Origin of the sequence: Sphingomonas sp. (assembly GCF_041661825.1) — a bacterium.
Classification (GTDB): Bacteria; Pseudomonadota; Alphaproteobacteria; order Sphingomonadales; family Sphingomonadaceae; genus Sphingomonas.
The window spans coordinates 842836-856963 of sequence record NZ_JBAZTU010000002.1 but is presented as its reverse complement, the minus strand read 5'-3'; the positions used below and the strand labels follow the sequence as shown (position 1 = coordinate 856963).

18 protein-coding genes and 1 pseudogene are annotated in these 14128 nt (G+C 65.4%); 18 read left to right on the top strand and 1 reads right to left on the bottom strand.

Annotation, left to right across the window (positions count from 1 at the left end; all coding sequences use genetic code 11):
- The first annotated feature begins 1 nt into the window (after position 1).
- The gene (locus WC729_RS11420; protein ID WP_372853311.1) at positions 2–586 is read left to right on the top strand and encodes an ankyrin repeat domain-containing protein; all 585 of its coding nucleotides are present in this window, start codon (positions 2–4) and stop codon (positions 584–586) included.
- A 9-nt stretch (positions 587–595) separates the two neighbouring features.
- Here WC729_RS11420 and WC729_RS11415 read toward each other — a convergent pair whose 3' ends face one another.
- Entirely contained in the window at positions 596–1624 is a 1029-nt protein-coding gene (locus tag WC729_RS11415; RefSeq protein WP_372852701.1) for an IS30 family transposase, read from the bottom strand.
- 77 nt (positions 1625–1701) lie between these two features.
- On the opposite strand from WC729_RS11415, the gene WC729_RS11410 reads away from it, so the two are divergent.
- The 17 genes and pseudogenes from WC729_RS11410 to WC729_RS11330 all read left to right on the top strand — a co-directional run bounded on the left by WC729_RS11410 (position 1702) and on the right by WC729_RS11330 (position 14122).
- Entirely contained in the window at positions 1702–2367 is a 666-nt protein-coding gene (locus WC729_RS11410; RefSeq protein ID WP_372852699.1) for a transposase, read from the top strand.
- Between the two features lie 92 nt (positions 2368–2459).
- A pseudogene (locus WC729_RS11405) lies at positions 2460–3458 on the top strand (IS30 family transposase); the annotation flags it as partial.
- 579 nt (positions 3459–4037) lie between these two features.
- A complete protein-coding gene (locus WC729_RS11400; RefSeq protein ID WP_372852697.1) occupies positions 4038–4748 on the top strand; it encodes a flagellar hook-basal body protein in 711 nt (236 codons plus the stop codon).
- Positions 4745–5518: a flagellar hook-basal body protein gene (locus tag WC729_RS11395; RefSeq protein WP_372852695.1), complete on the top strand. Its 774-nt coding sequence runs from the start codon at positions 4745–4747 to the stop codon at positions 5516–5518. Before WC729_RS11400 ends, WC729_RS11395 begins: the two co-directional genes overlap by 4 nt.
- 13 nt (positions 5519–5531) lie before the next feature.
- Positions 5532–5975, top strand: coding sequence for a hypothetical protein (locus tag WC729_RS11390; RefSeq protein WP_372852693.1), 444 nt, complete (start codon positions 5532–5534; stop codon positions 5973–5975).
- Positions 5972–6547: a flagellar basal body L-ring protein FlgH gene (locus tag WC729_RS11385; protein ID WP_372852691.1), complete on the top strand. Its 576-nt coding sequence runs from the start codon at positions 5972–5974 to the stop codon at positions 6545–6547. Before WC729_RS11390 ends, WC729_RS11385 begins: the two co-directional genes overlap by 4 nt.
- A 17-nt stretch (positions 6548–6564) precedes the next feature.
- Positions 6565–7674, top strand: coding sequence for a flagellar basal body P-ring protein FlgI (locus WC729_RS11380; RefSeq protein ID WP_372852689.1), 1110 nt, complete (start codon positions 6565–6567; stop codon positions 7672–7674).
- An 11-nt stretch (positions 7675–7685) separates the two neighbouring features.
- Positions 7686–8030 (top strand): flagellar basal body rod protein FlgB, encoded by a 345-nt coding sequence (locus WC729_RS11375; RefSeq protein WP_372852687.1) that lies wholly within the window; start codon positions 7686–7688, stop codon positions 8028–8030.
- A 5-nt stretch (positions 8031–8035) separates the two neighbouring features.
- Complete coding sequence (gene flgC / locus WC729_RS11370) at positions 8036–8464, top strand: flagellar basal body rod protein FlgC (protein ID WP_372852685.1); 429 nt, start codon at positions 8036–8038, stop codon at positions 8462–8464.
- Positions 8461–8769 (top strand): flagellar hook-basal body complex protein FliE, encoded by a 309-nt coding sequence (locus WC729_RS11365; RefSeq protein ID WP_372852683.1) that lies wholly within the window; start codon positions 8461–8463, stop codon positions 8767–8769. Before flgC ends, WC729_RS11365 begins: the two co-directional genes overlap by 4 nt.
- A gap of 6 nt (positions 8770–8775) precedes the next feature.
- Entirely contained in the window at positions 8776–10041 is a 1266-nt protein-coding gene (gene fliF, locus WC729_RS11360; protein ID WP_372852681.1) for a flagellar basal-body MS-ring/collar protein FliF, read from the top strand.
- Entirely contained in the window at positions 10028–10411 is a 384-nt protein-coding gene (locus WC729_RS11355) for a hypothetical protein (RefSeq protein ID WP_372852679.1), read from the top strand. Before fliF ends, WC729_RS11355 begins: the two co-directional genes overlap by 14 nt.
- Positions 10408–11091 (top strand): hypothetical protein, encoded by a 684-nt coding sequence (locus WC729_RS11350; RefSeq protein ID WP_372852677.1) that lies wholly within the window; start codon positions 10408–10410, stop codon positions 11089–11091. Before WC729_RS11355 ends, WC729_RS11350 begins: the two co-directional genes overlap by 4 nt.
- Positions 11088–12425: a FliI/YscN family ATPase gene (locus tag WC729_RS11345; RefSeq protein WP_372852675.1), complete on the top strand. Its 1338-nt coding sequence runs from the start codon at positions 11088–11090 to the stop codon at positions 12423–12425. The genes WC729_RS11350 and WC729_RS11345 overlap by 4 nt, the downstream gene beginning before the upstream one ends.
- Positions 12418–12867, top strand: a complete 450-nt coding sequence (locus tag WC729_RS11340; RefSeq protein ID WP_372852673.1) for a hypothetical protein — start codon at positions 12418–12420, stop codon at positions 12865–12867. Before WC729_RS11345 ends, WC729_RS11340 begins: the two co-directional genes overlap by 8 nt.
- On the top strand, positions 12864–13697 hold the full coding sequence (locus WC729_RS11335) for a hypothetical protein (RefSeq protein WP_372852671.1): 834 nt from the start codon (positions 12864–12866) through the stop codon (positions 13695–13697). Before WC729_RS11340 ends, WC729_RS11335 begins: the two co-directional genes overlap by 4 nt.
- Positions 13688–14122: a flagellar hook capping FlgD N-terminal domain-containing protein gene (locus tag WC729_RS11330; RefSeq protein ID WP_372852669.1), complete on the top strand. Its 435-nt coding sequence runs from the start codon at positions 13688–13690 to the stop codon at positions 14120–14122. The genes WC729_RS11335 and WC729_RS11330 overlap by 10 nt, the downstream gene beginning before the upstream one ends.
- The last annotated feature ends 6 nt before the right edge of the window (positions 14123–14128 follow it).

Sequence of the window (14128 nt, the reverse complement as noted above, 5' to 3'; positions counted from 1 at the left end):
GATGTCGGAAAACAAATCTCCCACTGCAGAAATTTGGGAAGCAATATCTAGGGGCGATATTGACCAAACTCGGTATTTATTTTCTCGCTATCCTGACATGATCAATTCTTTCATTCCTTTTGGTGGTGGGACATTTCTACATTTAGCTGCCAGTAGGCAAGGACCTGACCTGATTGAGGCAATGATTGAGATAGGTTTTGAAGTAAATAAGGCGGGCCGCGTTGCAGGCGATACGGCGCTAGTTTCTGCAAGCTCATATGGAAACTACGCGGTAGCAAGGTATCTTCTCGATCATGGGGCAAAGATGGATGTTGAAGCTCCAGAGAGGAATCCATTGTTTGCCGCAATTATTGGAAGCTCTCCGGACATTGTTCGGATGCTGCTCCAAGAAGGCGTTGACAGCAATGTTCATTATACTGGTGAGAGCATGAAAGGTATGGACGCTATTGCCTTCGCGCTAGAAAGAGGTGAGCGCGAGATTGCCACCATTATTGCCGAGTGGATTAGTGATGGCGATCTCGATAAAATAGAAAATCTAATAGAGCAGGGAATGAAAGCCGCGCAAATGAGTAACAGTGCAAATTAGAGGGCGGTGTCAATTTTGAAGTGCAACAGTTGGCGCTGAGCTGGCGGCGGTTTCGGCGAGCTGATGATAGACCTCATAGGGTGTCTGGAAGTCGAGGGTCTTTCTGGGTCTGGAGTTGAGGCGGTAAGCGATGGCATCGAGGTCATCCTGGGAGAAGGATGAGAGATCGGTTCCCTTGGGCAGATACTGACGGATGAGACCATTCATGTTCTCGTTGCTGGCGCGCTGCCAGGGTGAGTAGGGGTCGGCGAAGTAGACTTTGACGCCGGTGTTTTGAGTGAGCTCGGCGTGGCGGGCCATCTCGGTGCCGCGATCATAGGTCATGGTCTTGCGCATGGGCTCGGGCACCTGGCGGAACAGGCTTTCGAAGCCCTGCCGCGCAGCGACGGCATCCAGGCCTTCCATGCGGGCGATCCTGACGAGGCGGCTGGTGCGTTCGACGAGGGTGCCGACAGCGGAGCGGTTGTGGGCGCCCTTGATGAAGTCGCCCTCCCAATGGCCGGGGATGAGGCGCTCGGCAATCTCCTCGGGCCGCTCGGCGATCCTCAAATCGTCGGGGACGAACCCCCGGCGATCGGCGCCGCGCGAGCGTGGCCGCCGCGTCTGGCGCCCCTGACGCAGCCAGGCGAGAAGCTCGCGGCGCAGTTCGCCGCGCGGCAGCGCGTAGAGCGCGACATAGATGGTTTCATGGCAGGCGCGTGCGCGGCGGTCCTCGGGGTCCATGCGGCGCAGTCTGCCTGCGATCTGCGAGGGCGACCAGCCCTCGCGCAGATGGGTCGCGACCTGCGCGAACAGCGGCGTATCAGGCCGCAGCTTGCGGTGACCTCGCCGGGCATGGCTGCGCCGCGCAAGCGCGCCGAAGAACGCGGCGCAGGCGTCGTAGCGACCGTACCCCGGCAGGGCATTGCGCTCCAACTCCCGGCTGACCGTCCCGGGGTCGCGTTTGAGCCTTCGGGCGATCGCCCGAAGGCTCAAACCAGCGCGCTGCCCATCGGCGATCTCAAGCCGCTCGACATAGCTCAAATGACTGTAGCTCATCCCGTCTCTTCCAGTTTCGTGACACAGGAATTACGGTGACAGTTTACTAATTAGCCGACGTTCGCTACCATCGGCACATGGCACGTTTGGCAAGAGTCGTGATCCCCGGCGTCCCGCACCACGTGACGCAGCGTGGCAATCGGCGCGGCCAGACCTTCTTCGAGGATGCGGATTATGCGCTCTATCGCGATCTGCTCGGCGAGGCGGCGGGCAAGGCCGGGGCGGAGGTCTGGGCCTATTGCCTGATGCCCAACCATGTCCATGTCATCCTGACGCCGTCTGACCCGGACGGCCTGCGCCGGACCTTTGCCGATCTCCATCGCCGCTACACCGGCATCATCAACGCCCGACATCGCTGGACCGGACATTTGTGGCAGGGGCGGTTCGGTTCGGTCGCGATGGATGACGCGTATCTGGCCAGCGCCGCCCGCTATGTGGCGATGAACCCGGTCCGGGCGCGCCTGGTCGACAGGCCGGAGGACTGGCGCTGGTCGAGCGCCGCCGCCCATCTCGCGGGCGAGGACGACAATGTGGTGAAGGTGGGTCCGGTGCTCGATCGTACGGGAGACTTCCGTGCCTTTCTCGGCGATGATGAGGATGCCGCGGCCTATGCCGCGTTGCGCCAGTCCGAGACGACCGGCAGGCCGCTCGGCGGTCCGGCCTGGATCGAGGCGATCGAGCGGCAAACCGGCCGGACCCTTGCGCCGCAACGGCGGGGGCCGAAGCCGAAGGTGGTTAATTAGTAAACTGTCACCAAAATGCCACCAAAATGCCCCGCGTTCCAAAAGTAAGCGCAACAGGGCATCTTCCTGTTGGCTGAAATGGGAGCGAAGCGATGGGAGAGCGTTACGAGCATCTAAGCTATGTCGAGCGACTGTCGATCAGCGAGGGTCATCGCGCCGGACGTAGCAACGCCGAGATCGCGCGCAGGCTGAACCGGCATCGATCGACGATCAGCCGCGAGTTGCGGCGTCCCTGTCTGTATCCGGCCGCGAGCTATGATCCCGCGAACGCTTATTTCGGCGCCGTCCGACGCCGCTCTGAAAGCCGGACCGGCGTGCGCAAGTTGCGCCCCGGCACGAGGCTGTTCGATACCGTCACCAGCCATTTGCGCGACGGCTGGTCGCCGCTGCAGATTGCCGGCAGACTGCGCCGCATGGACGCCAATGACCGCCCCGGCACCGTCTGCCACGAGACCATCTATGGCGCGCTTTATGCGCTGCCTCGCGGCGAGCTGCGGCGCGAACTGCTCGCCGCCTTGCGCCAGGGGCGGCAGAACCGCCGGCCCCGCTCGCGCGGCACCGACCGCCGGGGGTTCGTCACCGACGATGTCAAAATCACTGAACGGCCACAGGAAATCGCCGAACGCCTGATCCCCGGCCACTGGGAGGGCGATCTGATCAAGGGCGCGGCAAACCGCTCCGCCGTCGGCACGCTGGTCGAGCGCACCAGCCGCCTCGTCCTGCTCGCTCGCATGGACGCGCTCGATGCCGAGACCACCCGCTGCGCCTTCGAACGCGCCTTCGACCAGATCCCTGCGACGCTGCGCAAAACGCTGACCTATGATCGCGGCACCGAAATGGCCCGCCACACCGAGCTTACCCGCAACACCGGAATCAAGGTATACTTCGCCGATCCCTACAGCCCATGGCAGCGCGGCAGCAACGAAAACGCCAACGGCCTGATCCGCCAGTATCTTCCTAAAGCAACCGACCTGTCGCCCCTCTCACAGGACGACCTCAACGACATCGCCGAACGCCTGAACAACAGGCCGCGAAAGGTCCTCGACTTCCAGACGCCCAATGAGGTGTTCCAGCAACTGATCGCCAGCGCAAAACTATTGGCGACAGTGTTGCACTTCAACATTGACACCGCCTGCTCCCGCGGCAGAAATAAATATCTCCTTGTAAATAAAATAAATTATTATCAGACGCCGCCCAGGAATGTCAGCGACCCTACTGACATTCCCAACATGCGCGCTCGATTCAACCGCTGAGCCGCATCGCATAGAACGACATCATGGCGGACGCTCGCGTCTCGTTTCCTTCTCATCGTTGCAACAAGGGCGCATGCCCCGGAGCGGCCCGCAAGCATCGCAATCAGACCATGATGCCTTGGGTCGCCTGAAACAGTCCAGCCGCTTCGGCTCCCGCTACGATCGCCGCGCCGCCCCAATTCACCGGCCTCGTTCATCTCGACGCTGCCGCACATCAACCGTACCGATTCGCGTATGTTGCCGGGTCCGCACCACTCCGTTTCGCATTACAACCAAATCGGAGGCAATTTTTTTCTGCCTTTGCAACGGCCTAATTCCGCGAGTCTGCGGCCAATTGCCGGCTTGACCTGAACGTTACCCCGCTTGACCGATCCGGCCCCTTATGTCCCATAACGAGACAGCAGCACCGGGGGAAATATGTCGGGACTCATCGAGTCGGCGACGGCGATCTTGAGCGCGTCCGAGAGGCGGCTTGAGGTTGTTTCGTCTAATATATCAAATGTTTCCACTCCTGGATACAAGCGTCAGGTGAGCTTTGCCGACCTTGTCGCCAATGGCGGCAGGGATCAGGTCGGCGCGCTGGCGATGCGTGTCCGGGCCGATCTCGCGCAGGGCAAGGTGAGCAACACCGGCAACCCGCTCGACCTTGCGATCGGTAGCGACGGCTTCTTCCAGCTGCGTAACGGCGACGACCTCGTCTATTCGCGCCAGGGCCAGTTCAAGCTCGCGGCCGACGGCACGGTGGTGACGTCGCAGGGCTATGCGCTGCAGCAGGCCGGTGGCGGCGATCTGGTGCTCGACGGATCCGGCGTGGAGATTCTCGCCGACGGCACCGTGCTCGACGGCGAGCGTCCGGTCGGGCGGATCGGGGTGTTCTCGCCGTCCGATGGCGCGGCGGTGCAGCCGCTCGACGGGTCGCTGTTCCGCTTCGGCGGCAATGTCGGCGAAGAGGTGGCCGAGCCGCATCTGCGCCAGGGCACGATCGAGGCGTCGAACGTCTCGGTCGGTGACGAGATGGTGACGATGATGGCGTCGCTGCGCCAGGCCGAGACCGGCGCCAGGCTGGTGCAGACCTATGACGATCTGCTGGGCCGCGTAATCACCGCATTCGGGTCGGGCGGGCGATGAACGGCGCTTTCTATATCGGATCGGTCGGCCTGCAATCGCAGCAGCGCGCGCTCGACATCATCGCCAGCAACATGGCGAACATCAACACGCCGTCGTTCAAGCGCTCGGAGATCCGTTTCTCCGAGGTCCTGGCGCGCCGCGCCGACACCGACACACCGAGCATCGACATTGCCAATGCCGCGTTCGACGGCGGCGGCGTGATGGTCGATGCGACCGCGATGGTGAACGAGGTCGGGCCGATCCAGACGACCGGCCATGCGATGGACCTGGCGATCGACGGCCAGGGCTTCATCGAGTTGATGGGGCCGTCCGGACAGACATTGTTGTGGCGCGGCGGAACGCTGAAGGTCGGCGAGGACGGGCTGCTCGCGGCGGCCAACGGCCTTGCGCTCAAGGCGGCGATCACCGTTCCCGACGACGCCACGTCCATGACCATCGGATCGGACGGTATCGTGCGTGCGGTGACCGGCGACGGAGCCACGCCGGTCGAGCTCGGCCAGATCGGCCTGGTGAAGATCGACGACGCGACCACGCTGACCCGCCTCGACGGCGGCCTGTACCGCGCGGCCGAAGGCGCCCGGCTGGCCGATGCGCAGGCGGGCGAGGATGGCACCGGCCTGCTCGTCCAGGGTGGCATCGAAGGATCGAATGTCGAGATGACGACCGAGATGGTCCAGCTCATGCTGGTCCAGCGCGCGTACGGCGCGAATGCCCAGATCCTGCAGGCAGCCGACCAGATGATGGCGATCGCCAACGGATTGCGGCGGTAACGACGTGATCGTGATGGCTGCCTTGCTGACGCTGACGTCCGCCGCGCCCGCATCGGTGCCTGCCCGTGCTGCGATGCCGCAGCGGAGGGTTGGCCAGCCGGGCTGTCATGCGCTGACCCGCCCGGTGCCGCACGGCATGGCGATAGAGCCTGATGCGGTGGAGTCGGTGCCGTGCCGCGATCAGGTGCCGGTGCGGCTCGCCTTCGATCGCTCGACCGCGCTTGCCGTCGCCGTGGATGATCTCGACGCCGGCGCCTATCTCGGCCGTGCGGCCATCCGCGCCGCGACCGGCATCCGCAAGGGCGCCGCGTTGCGGCTCGTCTCTACCGCCGGCCCGGTGCGCATCGAACGGAGCGTGACCGCGATGCAGCCGAGCCGTGGCGGGCGGGTCTTCGTCCGCGACGAGGACGGGCAGGTCTATTCCGCGCGCCTGGCCGATGTCGGAGGCGGACGATGATCGCGCGCGCTACACTGGTTGCCATCGCCGCCCTGTTGGTGGCGCAGGCCGTGCAGGCCGAGGATCTGTACAAGCCGAACGGCTGGGCCGCGATGAGCACCGATCGCAGGGCGACCCAGGTCGGCGATGCGCTCACCGTGGTGGTCTATCAGTCGGCCGAAGCGACCAATTCCGCCAAGAGCGATTCGAGCAAGAGCACCAATCTGAGCGGTGGCCTCACTGCCGGATCGATCAACGAATCCGGTGCCCTGCGCGTCGGCGGCAACTATACCGGCGGCGGGCAGGTCCAGCGCAGCGAACGCTTCGTCACCCAGATCACCGTTCTGGTCGAAGAGATCCTGCCCAATGGCGATCTGCGCATTGCCGGCCGGCAGCGCATGCATGTCAATGGCGAGACCAGCGATATCGGGGTGCGCGGCCGCGTCCGTCAGGCCGATATCACCAGCGACAACCAGATATTGTCGAGCCGCGTCGCCGACGCCCAGATCGACTATGACGGCCGCGGCTTCGTGTCGCGCAGCGCCAAGCCGGGGATCATCAACCGCGTCTTCCGCTTCCTCGGATTGGGCTGATGCACATGCCGGTGTTTGTGCGTGCGTTGATAGGGTTTGCCTTGCTCTCCTTCAGCCTGGCGGTGCCGGCCGCAGGACAGGATGTTTCCCTGCGCGGTCTCGGCCGGTTCGATGGCTGGCGGGAGAATGCGCTGATCGGCTACGGCCTGGTGACCGGCCTCGCCGGATCGGGCGATACGCGGCGCAGCGCGGTGACGCGTCAGGCGCTGCGCAACGTGCTGAGCCGGCTCGGCACCACGGTTTCCGACGATCAGATCAGCAGCCGCAATGTCGCGGTGGTGATGGTGATCGCGACCCTGCCGGCGTCAGCCAATGTCGGCGACCGGATCGACGCGACCATCTCCTCGATCGGCGACGCGCGCAGCCTGGCGGGCGGCACCTTGTTGATGACGCCGATGCTCGGGCCGGATCAGCGCCCCTATGCGCTGGCGCAGGGCGCCCTTGTCGCCGGCGGCTACAGCTTCGAAAGTGAGCTCAACCAGCAACAGCGCAACTATCCGACCACTGCGCTGTTGCAGGGCGGCGCGACGGTCGAAACCGCGGTCGACGCGCATATCCTCAAGCCTGACGGGCAATTGTCCTTCCTGCTCAGCGATCCGGGTTTCGAGACGGCGCAGCGTATCGCCGACGCTATCAACAACCGGTTTGGCATCGGCTCGGCTACCGCGAAGAGTGCCGACGAAGTGAAGGTTCGCTACGCTGGCGATCCGGCTCAGCTCACGACCTTCCTCGCGCAGATCGAGGCGATCTCGGTCCGGCCGGACAGTGCGCCACGTGTCGTGGTGAACGAGCGCACCGGCACGATCGTCGCGGGCGGCGACGTGCAGATATCGAGCGTCGCGATCTCGCAAGGTGACATCAAGATTACGATCAAGGCGGAAAACATCGCGTCGCAACCCGGCTATTTCTCCGGCTTCGCCAGCGATGTGCGCAGCCTGGTCGTCACCAATACCAAGCTGGATGTCGAAGAAGGCGTCGGCGATACGGTCGTCCGTTTTCCGAACACCACGGTTGCGGATCTGGTCCAGGGCCTGTCGCGCGCTCACGTCAATACCCGCCGGATGATCAGCATCCTGCAGGCCATCAAGACCGCCGGCGCGCTGCACGCCGACATCATCGTACAATAGGGAGCGAAGAGTTGGACGCGATCTCCTCGGTCATCATCAACAAGGCGCTGGACGGCCTTGCGCTTCGCGCGGAAGCGACGGCGCAGAATATCGCCAATGCAAATGGCAGGAATTACCGGCCGGTGCAGGTCAGCTTCGAGGAGAGCCTCCGGGCGGCAGCCGCCAAAGGGTCGGAGGCAGTTCGCGACCTGCCCCTGTCGATCACCGCGGCGGCCCAATCCGCGTTCGGCGACGAGCCGAGACTGGACCTGGAACTCGCGACGGCGGCGGGGACGGCGTCGCGATATTCCGCGCTGCTCAATCTGCTCGGCCGTGAAATGCAGATCGCGCGGATCGCGGTCCAGGGTGGGCAGTAGTGACGATGAGCCCCATGCAGATCAGCCGCACCGGCCTTGATGTCGAATGGCAACGGCTGCAGGTCATTGCCCAGAATCTGGCGAACCTGAACAGCAGCAAGACGGTATCGGGCGCGCCGTTCCGGGCGATGCGGCTGATATCGGGCGCGAAGACGAGCTTCGCCGACATGATCGCGAAGGGGCCGGCTGCCCAAGGAGCCGAAGGCGTCGCGGTGCTTGGCCTGGAGCCGATCGAGAACGGCGTTCGCCGGGTCTATGATCCCACCGACCCCGAGGCGGACAAGAGTGGCTTCGTCAGCCACCCGTCGATCGATCACGCGACCGAGATGACGCTGCTGATCAGGACCTCGCGCGCTTATGAGGCAAATCTGACCGCATTGAATATCGCCGGACAGATGTTTGCCCAGGCGCTGCAACTGGGCCGGCAATCATGAGCGCGATCGCCGCGATCGGCGCGGTCACGGGCGATCCCGTCATCCTGCAATTGGGCGTTGCCCCGCCGGTACAAGCGGCCCAGTCCAGCGGCTTTGGCGACATCCTCGCGGCCGGCATGAAGCAGGTCGAGGCAAAGCTCTCCACCGCCGACAGCCTCGTCCGCCAGTTCGCGCTGGACGACACGATACCCGTCCACCAGGTCACCTATGCGCTCGAGGAAGCGCGGATGTCGGTCGAACTGGCGATGCAGGTGCGTTCGCGGCTGGTCGAGGGCTATCGCGAACTCATGAACATGCAGCTCTGACGATTCATGGCTGACCAGGCGACTCCTCGTTCGGGCATTTTCGCAAGCCAGCGGCGCGTGTTCGTCGCGCTGTTTGTCGCATTGTGCCTTGCCTTGCTCGCGGGATATTATCTGTTCCTGCGCACTGACTATGCGGTGCTCTATACCGACATGAAGCCGGCCGATGCGTCGGCGATCGTCGCCGAGCTGGATGCCAAGGGCATTTCCCACCGATTGGCCGACAACGGCACGACGATCCTGGTACCGTCGAACCAGACCGACAATGTCCGGCTCGCGGTGGCGGGCTCGGATATTCCCCTGAAGGGTTCGGTCGGCTTCGAGCTGTTCAACAAATCCGACATGGGGCTCACCGACTTCGCGCAGAAGATCAACTACCAGCGCGCGTTACAGGGTGAACTGGCGCGGACCATCATGATGATGGACGGGATCGAAACCGCGCGCATCCATCTGGCGATTCCGGAGCGATCACTGTTTCGCGGCAATCGTTCGACGCCCAAGGCAGCTGTCGAGGTGCTCACGAAGCTCGGGCGACCGCTCACGCCCGACCGGGTGGCCGGCATCCAGCAGCTGGTCGCGTCAGCGGTGCCCGACCTTCCGCTCGCCGACGTTGTCGTGCTTGATGGCGATGGCCGGATCGTCAGCCAGGCGCCTGTGACGCAGGCGATACCGACCGCGGATGTCGAGGAGCAGACCGCCGCCCAGAACTATTACAGCGCGCGCGCCAAGGCGGCGCTGGCAAAGCTGATGCCCGGTCTGCAATTCGACGTGAAAACCCTGGTGCTAGCTCAGGGTCCCGGCGCCGGGTCCGCAGAAAGTCCTGTGGCGGGGGAGGGCGATGCCCCTGTCGACGGGCAGCGCAATTTCCAGCTGCGCGTCACCGTTCTGACGCTCACGACCTTGAATGCCGAAGATCAGGGCATGGCGCGTAGTGCCGTCGCCGCGGCGACAGGCCTGAACGAGCAGCGCGGCGACACCCTTATTTTCGAGATTGGTCCGACGACTGCGCCCGCACCGGCGCCGGCGATCGCGACGGCTCCAGCGGCGCCGGCCGATCTGGTGCGGAACGAGACGTCGGGCGCCCCAATGCCGGCGGAACTCGTGAAGAGCTTCTCCTGGTGGATGCTGGTGCTTGCCCTGGTGCTGGCGGGCCTCGCGGTTGTGCTGGTCGTGCGTGCGCGCCAGCCCGGAATATCGGCGCGCGACCGGAATGCCTTTGTCAGCCGGGTGAGGCGGCAGCTTGGCGTGGCGGAGGTCGACGATGCCCGGCTCTGAATCGATCGAAAGCTTGGCGCTCGAACTGGCAGCGATGGCCCCGCGCGCGCGGGCTGCGATCCTGCGGTCGCTCAGCTCGGTCGAAAGGCAGATGCTCGCAAGCGGAGGCGACGGCAGCCCTCGCGCGTCGGAGTCGATCGGAGCGGATCGATTCTCGCCCTGGCTTGCTATGCTCATCGAGCAGGCGCGGGCCGGGCCGAACGGCGGCGAGGCTGGTCGCCTGACGACCGCCACGCGCCAGGCATTGCTGCGCAGTGCCGATGGGATCTCCGGCAATGATCGTCCGCGCGGATCCGGTCAGGGCGCCACGGGGCGCTCCCTGTTCGACGCGATGGGCGGGTTCCTGTCGCCGCGAAGGGTACGGCCATGACCGGACTCATCAAGGCTGCGTCCGCGGGCGCCGTCGTTCGGTCGCTGGCTGCCGGCTCGCCGCGCCGCGCTGGTGGCGAAGGTCCGGTTGCCTCGGCCCGGTCGCAGACCGAACTCGCGCTCGATGAGGCTCATGAGGAGATATCAAGGCTTCAGACGACGCTGATCGAGGCGCGCGCGCTTGCCGAACGCACGCAGAAAGAAGCGCGAGAGGCTGGCCGGAAAGACGGCCGGCGCGAGGCCGAAGACGATATGGCGCGTCGGCTCGCCCTGATCGGGAAGGGCATCGAACGGGCCGAGGCCGCCTGGCATGAAAGGCTCGGGGCGCTCGACGCGCTGGCCGCCATGCTGGCGCGTTCGGCCCTCGCCAGGATCGTCGGCGATAGCGCCGATCTCGCCGATCTCGTGACCCGCGCCATTGCCTTGCGCGTGCGCGGTTTGCGCAACGAGAGCGTTGTCGGCATTCGGGTAAGCCCTGGCGATTTTCCGGACGCCGATGCGCTGGACGCGCTTCGGGCAGGCGCGGGCATTCGCTCGGTCGATGTCGTTGCCGACCCCGTGTTCGACCCGGGCGAATGCAGGCTCGATCTGCAGCTCGGCCATATCGACCTGGGCATCCGGCCGCAGTGGCGCGAGCTGGATCGTTTTTTCGAAGCGCTAGCCGCGGACCCAGCCGCATGAAGCAGCACCGGTTCCTGCACCGGCTCGAGCAAGCCGATTTCGCGCCTGCTTATGGTCATGTGCGCAAAGTCGGGGCGGGTGTCGTCGAGGCGACGGGCCCGATCGCCGCGCCGGGCGATCTTTGCGATATCGAATGCGAGCGGGAGAACGGTCACGGCGAGCGCTGGGTGCCGGCGGAGATCGTGGCGGTCGACGAACGACGCATCGTGCTCATCCCGCTTGAGTCCGGCGGCGTGATCAGGCCGGACGCGAAGGTCGTTGCCCGGCCGCATCACCGCCGGGTGCCGGTGGGAGACGGTTTTGCAGGACGTGCGGTGGATGCGCTGGGACGACCGATCGATGGCGGTGCCGAGATCCTCGCCGCTGCAGCCATGCCGCTCGACGGAATCGTGCCGAGGCCGATGGAGCGGGCCGATCCCTCCCGCAGTCTCGAGACCGGATTGCGGGCGATCGACGGGCTCCTGACGCTTGGGATCGGCCAGCGCATCGGCGTCTTCGCGGCGAGCGGCGTCGGCAAGACGAGCCTGATGGAGCAGCTGGCGACCCAGATCGGAAGCGACCGCTGCATCATCTGCCTGGTCGGCGAGCGCGGTCGCGAAGTGGAGGCAATGTGGAGCCTGCTTTCGGCACGCCCGGACGCGCCGCGCTTCACCCTTGTGGCGGCGACGTCGGACGAGAGCGCCGCGCTGCGCGTACGCTCCGTGCAATATGCCCTTTGCCTCGCCGATTATTGGCGCGCGCGGGGCGAGCATGTCGTGCTGATGGTGGACTCCGTCACGCGCATGGCCATGGCGCTGCGCGAGATCGGCCTGGCGGCCGGCGCCCCACCCACGGTTCGGGCCTATACACCCAATGTCTTTGCCGCCTTGCCGCGTATCGTCGAGCGGTGCGGGGCCGTGCGCAGCGGCGGCGCGATCACCGCAGTGATGACCGTGCTGAGCGAAACCGACGATGTTGACGATCCGATCGTTGAGCTCATGAAGTCGCTGCTTGACGGACATATCGTCCTGTCGCGCAGCCTTGCCGAGCAGGGCCATTTTCCGGCGATCGATATCGCACGCAGCATCAGCCGCCAGTCAGAGCGGCTCGTGTCGGGCGACCAGGCAACAGCGATGCGCGCGGCGACCGGAATGCTCGCCGCCTATGACGAGGCGCGCGTCATGATCGAAAGCGGCGTCTACAAGGGCGGCACCAATCCCGCGGTCGATCGCGCGATTTCGGGGAGGGCGGCGCTCGGGAGCTTTCTGCGCCAGGCACGGCGCGAACATAGCCGCCCGGATGAGACGGTTCAGCGGCTGCGGGGCCTTGTGGATGGTGTACGCGTCAATGCGTAGGCGCAACGATCCGCGGCAGATCGCCAAGCTGGTCGAGGTGCAGCGCGCCCGGCGTGCGGCGGCCGATGCGGCGCTCGCCGCAGCGCGCGACGGCGCGCTACAGGCGCGGGCGCAGGAAGGCGTGGCGCGCGAGGGCGCGTCCGCCGCGCAGGACGACTGGTTCGCTTTCCTCGCGCGCACCGGCTTCGCACCCGACTATATGCGGGCCCTGGCTGTCCGTCTGGTTGCGCGGGAAGCCATCGCCGACCAGGCCGCCGAGCAACATCGCGCCGCAGAGCGCGCCCATCTGCATTGCCAGGAGGACTGGCGCCTGTCGGAGGCACAGGTGAAGCTGACCGAGGCCAGCCTCGATCGCGCCCGGCGCGATGCGAGCCGGGATCGCGAGGAGAGACGTCTCGGGGAGCTTTCCGACCGCGTCAGCTACGCCTGGGTGTCGCGATGACGGTCGTGCTCAATCCGTTTCTGCCTCGGCCGATACCCCCGTCGCCACCGGCCCCGGCCCCGGCGGCCCCCGGCAATCGCGTCGTTCCGACGCGCTTCGGTGACCTGCTGAGGGATCTGCACGCCCAGAACGAGCCATCGGTGTTTCTCGGAGACGCGGTCTCCCACGAGCCTGGCGACCAGACGCAGGCCAATGTCGGCGCCGACATCTTTAACGAGCACGGGCTTTTCCAGGGCGCGACGTCGAATGCCGCCGCGCAGTGGCTTCCCGAACGCGACCAGGTCGCTGCCGATGCAGAGGCCGCCATTGAGGCATCATCGGTCGCGGGTCCGTCGATTGCCGGGTCCGGCACGCCGCCCGCATCGACGCTGGCTCGGGAGGCAACGGATATGCACGTGGTCGGGCTATCCCGCCCCGGACAACCGGAGGTCGTGGTTTCCGGCCAGGGCCAGGTGACAGACGCGGCCGCGCTGGCGGCCCGGGGTCTTGTCGCGCGTACCCCTGGCGGAGCGGTCGTGGTGCCCCGGTCGCGATTGCCACAGGTCAATGATGGCGCGCCGGCACGTATCGGGCCGTCACGGTCGCGGCTATGGGCGCTGCTGTCCCGTCAGGGCGCACGCGAGGGCGCAGGGCCCAATCCGCAGCTATCGGTCCAGGCCGTGGAGCAGGGCCTGCGCGTAGTTGCGCGACTGGACGCGCTCGACCGGACGGAACGCGTGCGGCTCCGGGACAGGATCGCCGGTCTGTTGTCGCGCCACGGTTTCGTCGGGCGCGAGATTGATGTGACTGGTCACGGCCCGACAGAAGAGGAATCCCAGACATGCAGGTAGGTGCCATTTCGCCGGATTCATCGGCGGCGGCCACGGCCAGCGCAGGATCGCAGGAGACGGCGACATCAGCGTTCGGGCTCGGCTTCGATGCGTTGCTGAAGATCATCCTGACTCAGCTGACCTATCAGGATCCGCTGAAGCCGATGGACAATTTCCAGTTCGTCTCCCAGCTCGCGCAATTCTCGCAGATTCAGATCGGCCAGACGACCAACGAGAGGCTTGCGACGCTGGTCACCGCTCAGGCCAATACGCAGGCGACTGGCCTGCTCGGCCGCACGGTCGATATCGGTGCCGGGGCCGGCATCGTGACGGGCAAGGTCACGGGGATCGCCTTCGACAATGGCAGCCCGCTGCTGACCGTCGAGACCGGCGACCAGCGCACGATCAGCGGCATCTCGCTGGGCAGCATCTCGCAAATTCGCTAAGGAGAA

What these genes read in the sequence shown, in the direction of transcription:
- WC729_RS11420 (WP_372853311.1), top strand. Translation starts at nt 2, where the DNA reads ATGTCGGAAAACAAATCTCCCACTGCAGAAATTTGGGAAGCAATATCT.
- WC729_RS11415 (WP_372852701.1), bottom strand. Translation starts at nt 1,624, where the DNA reads ATGAGCTACAGTCATTTGAGCTATGTCGAGCGGCTTGAGATCGCCGAT.
- WC729_RS11410 (WP_372852699.1), top strand. Translation starts at nt 1,702, where the DNA reads ATGGCACGTTTGGCAAGAGTCGTGATCCCCGGCGTCCCGCACCACGTG.
- WC729_RS11400 (WP_372852697.1), top strand. Translation starts at nt 4,038, where the DNA reads ATGTCGGGACTCATCGAGTCGGCGACGGCGATCTTGAGCGCGTCCGAG.
- WC729_RS11395 (WP_372852695.1), top strand. Translation starts at nt 4,745, where the DNA reads ATGAACGGCGCTTTCTATATCGGATCGGTCGGCCTGCAATCGCAGCAG.
- WC729_RS11390 (WP_372852693.1), top strand. Translation starts at nt 5,532, where the DNA reads ATGGCTGCCTTGCTGACGCTGACGTCCGCCGCGCCCGCATCGGTGCCT.
- WC729_RS11385 (WP_372852691.1), top strand. Translation starts at nt 5,972, where the DNA reads ATGATCGCGCGCGCTACACTGGTTGCCATCGCCGCCCTGTTGGTGGCG.
- flgC (WP_372852685.1), top strand. Translation starts at nt 8,036, where the DNA reads ATGAGCCCCATGCAGATCAGCCGCACCGGCCTTGATGTCGAATGGCAA.
- WC729_RS11365 (WP_372852683.1), top strand. Translation starts at nt 8,461, where the DNA reads ATGAGCGCGATCGCCGCGATCGGCGCGGTCACGGGCGATCCCGTCATC.
- fliF (WP_372852681.1), top strand. Translation starts at nt 8,776, where the DNA reads ATGGCTGACCAGGCGACTCCTCGTTCGGGCATTTTCGCAAGCCAGCGG.
- WC729_RS11355 (WP_372852679.1), top strand. Translation starts at nt 10,028, where the DNA reads ATGCCCGGCTCTGAATCGATCGAAAGCTTGGCGCTCGAACTGGCAGCG.
- WC729_RS11350 (WP_372852677.1), top strand. Translation starts at nt 10,408, where the DNA reads ATGACCGGACTCATCAAGGCTGCGTCCGCGGGCGCCGTCGTTCGGTCG.
- WC729_RS11345 (WP_372852675.1), top strand. Translation starts at nt 11,088, where the DNA reads ATGAAGCAGCACCGGTTCCTGCACCGGCTCGAGCAAGCCGATTTCGCG.
- WC729_RS11340 (WP_372852673.1), top strand. Translation starts at nt 12,418, where the DNA reads ATGCGTAGGCGCAACGATCCGCGGCAGATCGCCAAGCTGGTCGAGGTG.
- WC729_RS11335 (WP_372852671.1), top strand. Translation starts at nt 12,864, where the DNA reads ATGACGGTCGTGCTCAATCCGTTTCTGCCTCGGCCGATACCCCCGTCG.
- WC729_RS11330 (WP_372852669.1), top strand. Translation starts at nt 13,688, where the DNA reads ATGCAGGTAGGTGCCATTTCGCCGGATTCATCGGCGGCGGCCACGGCC.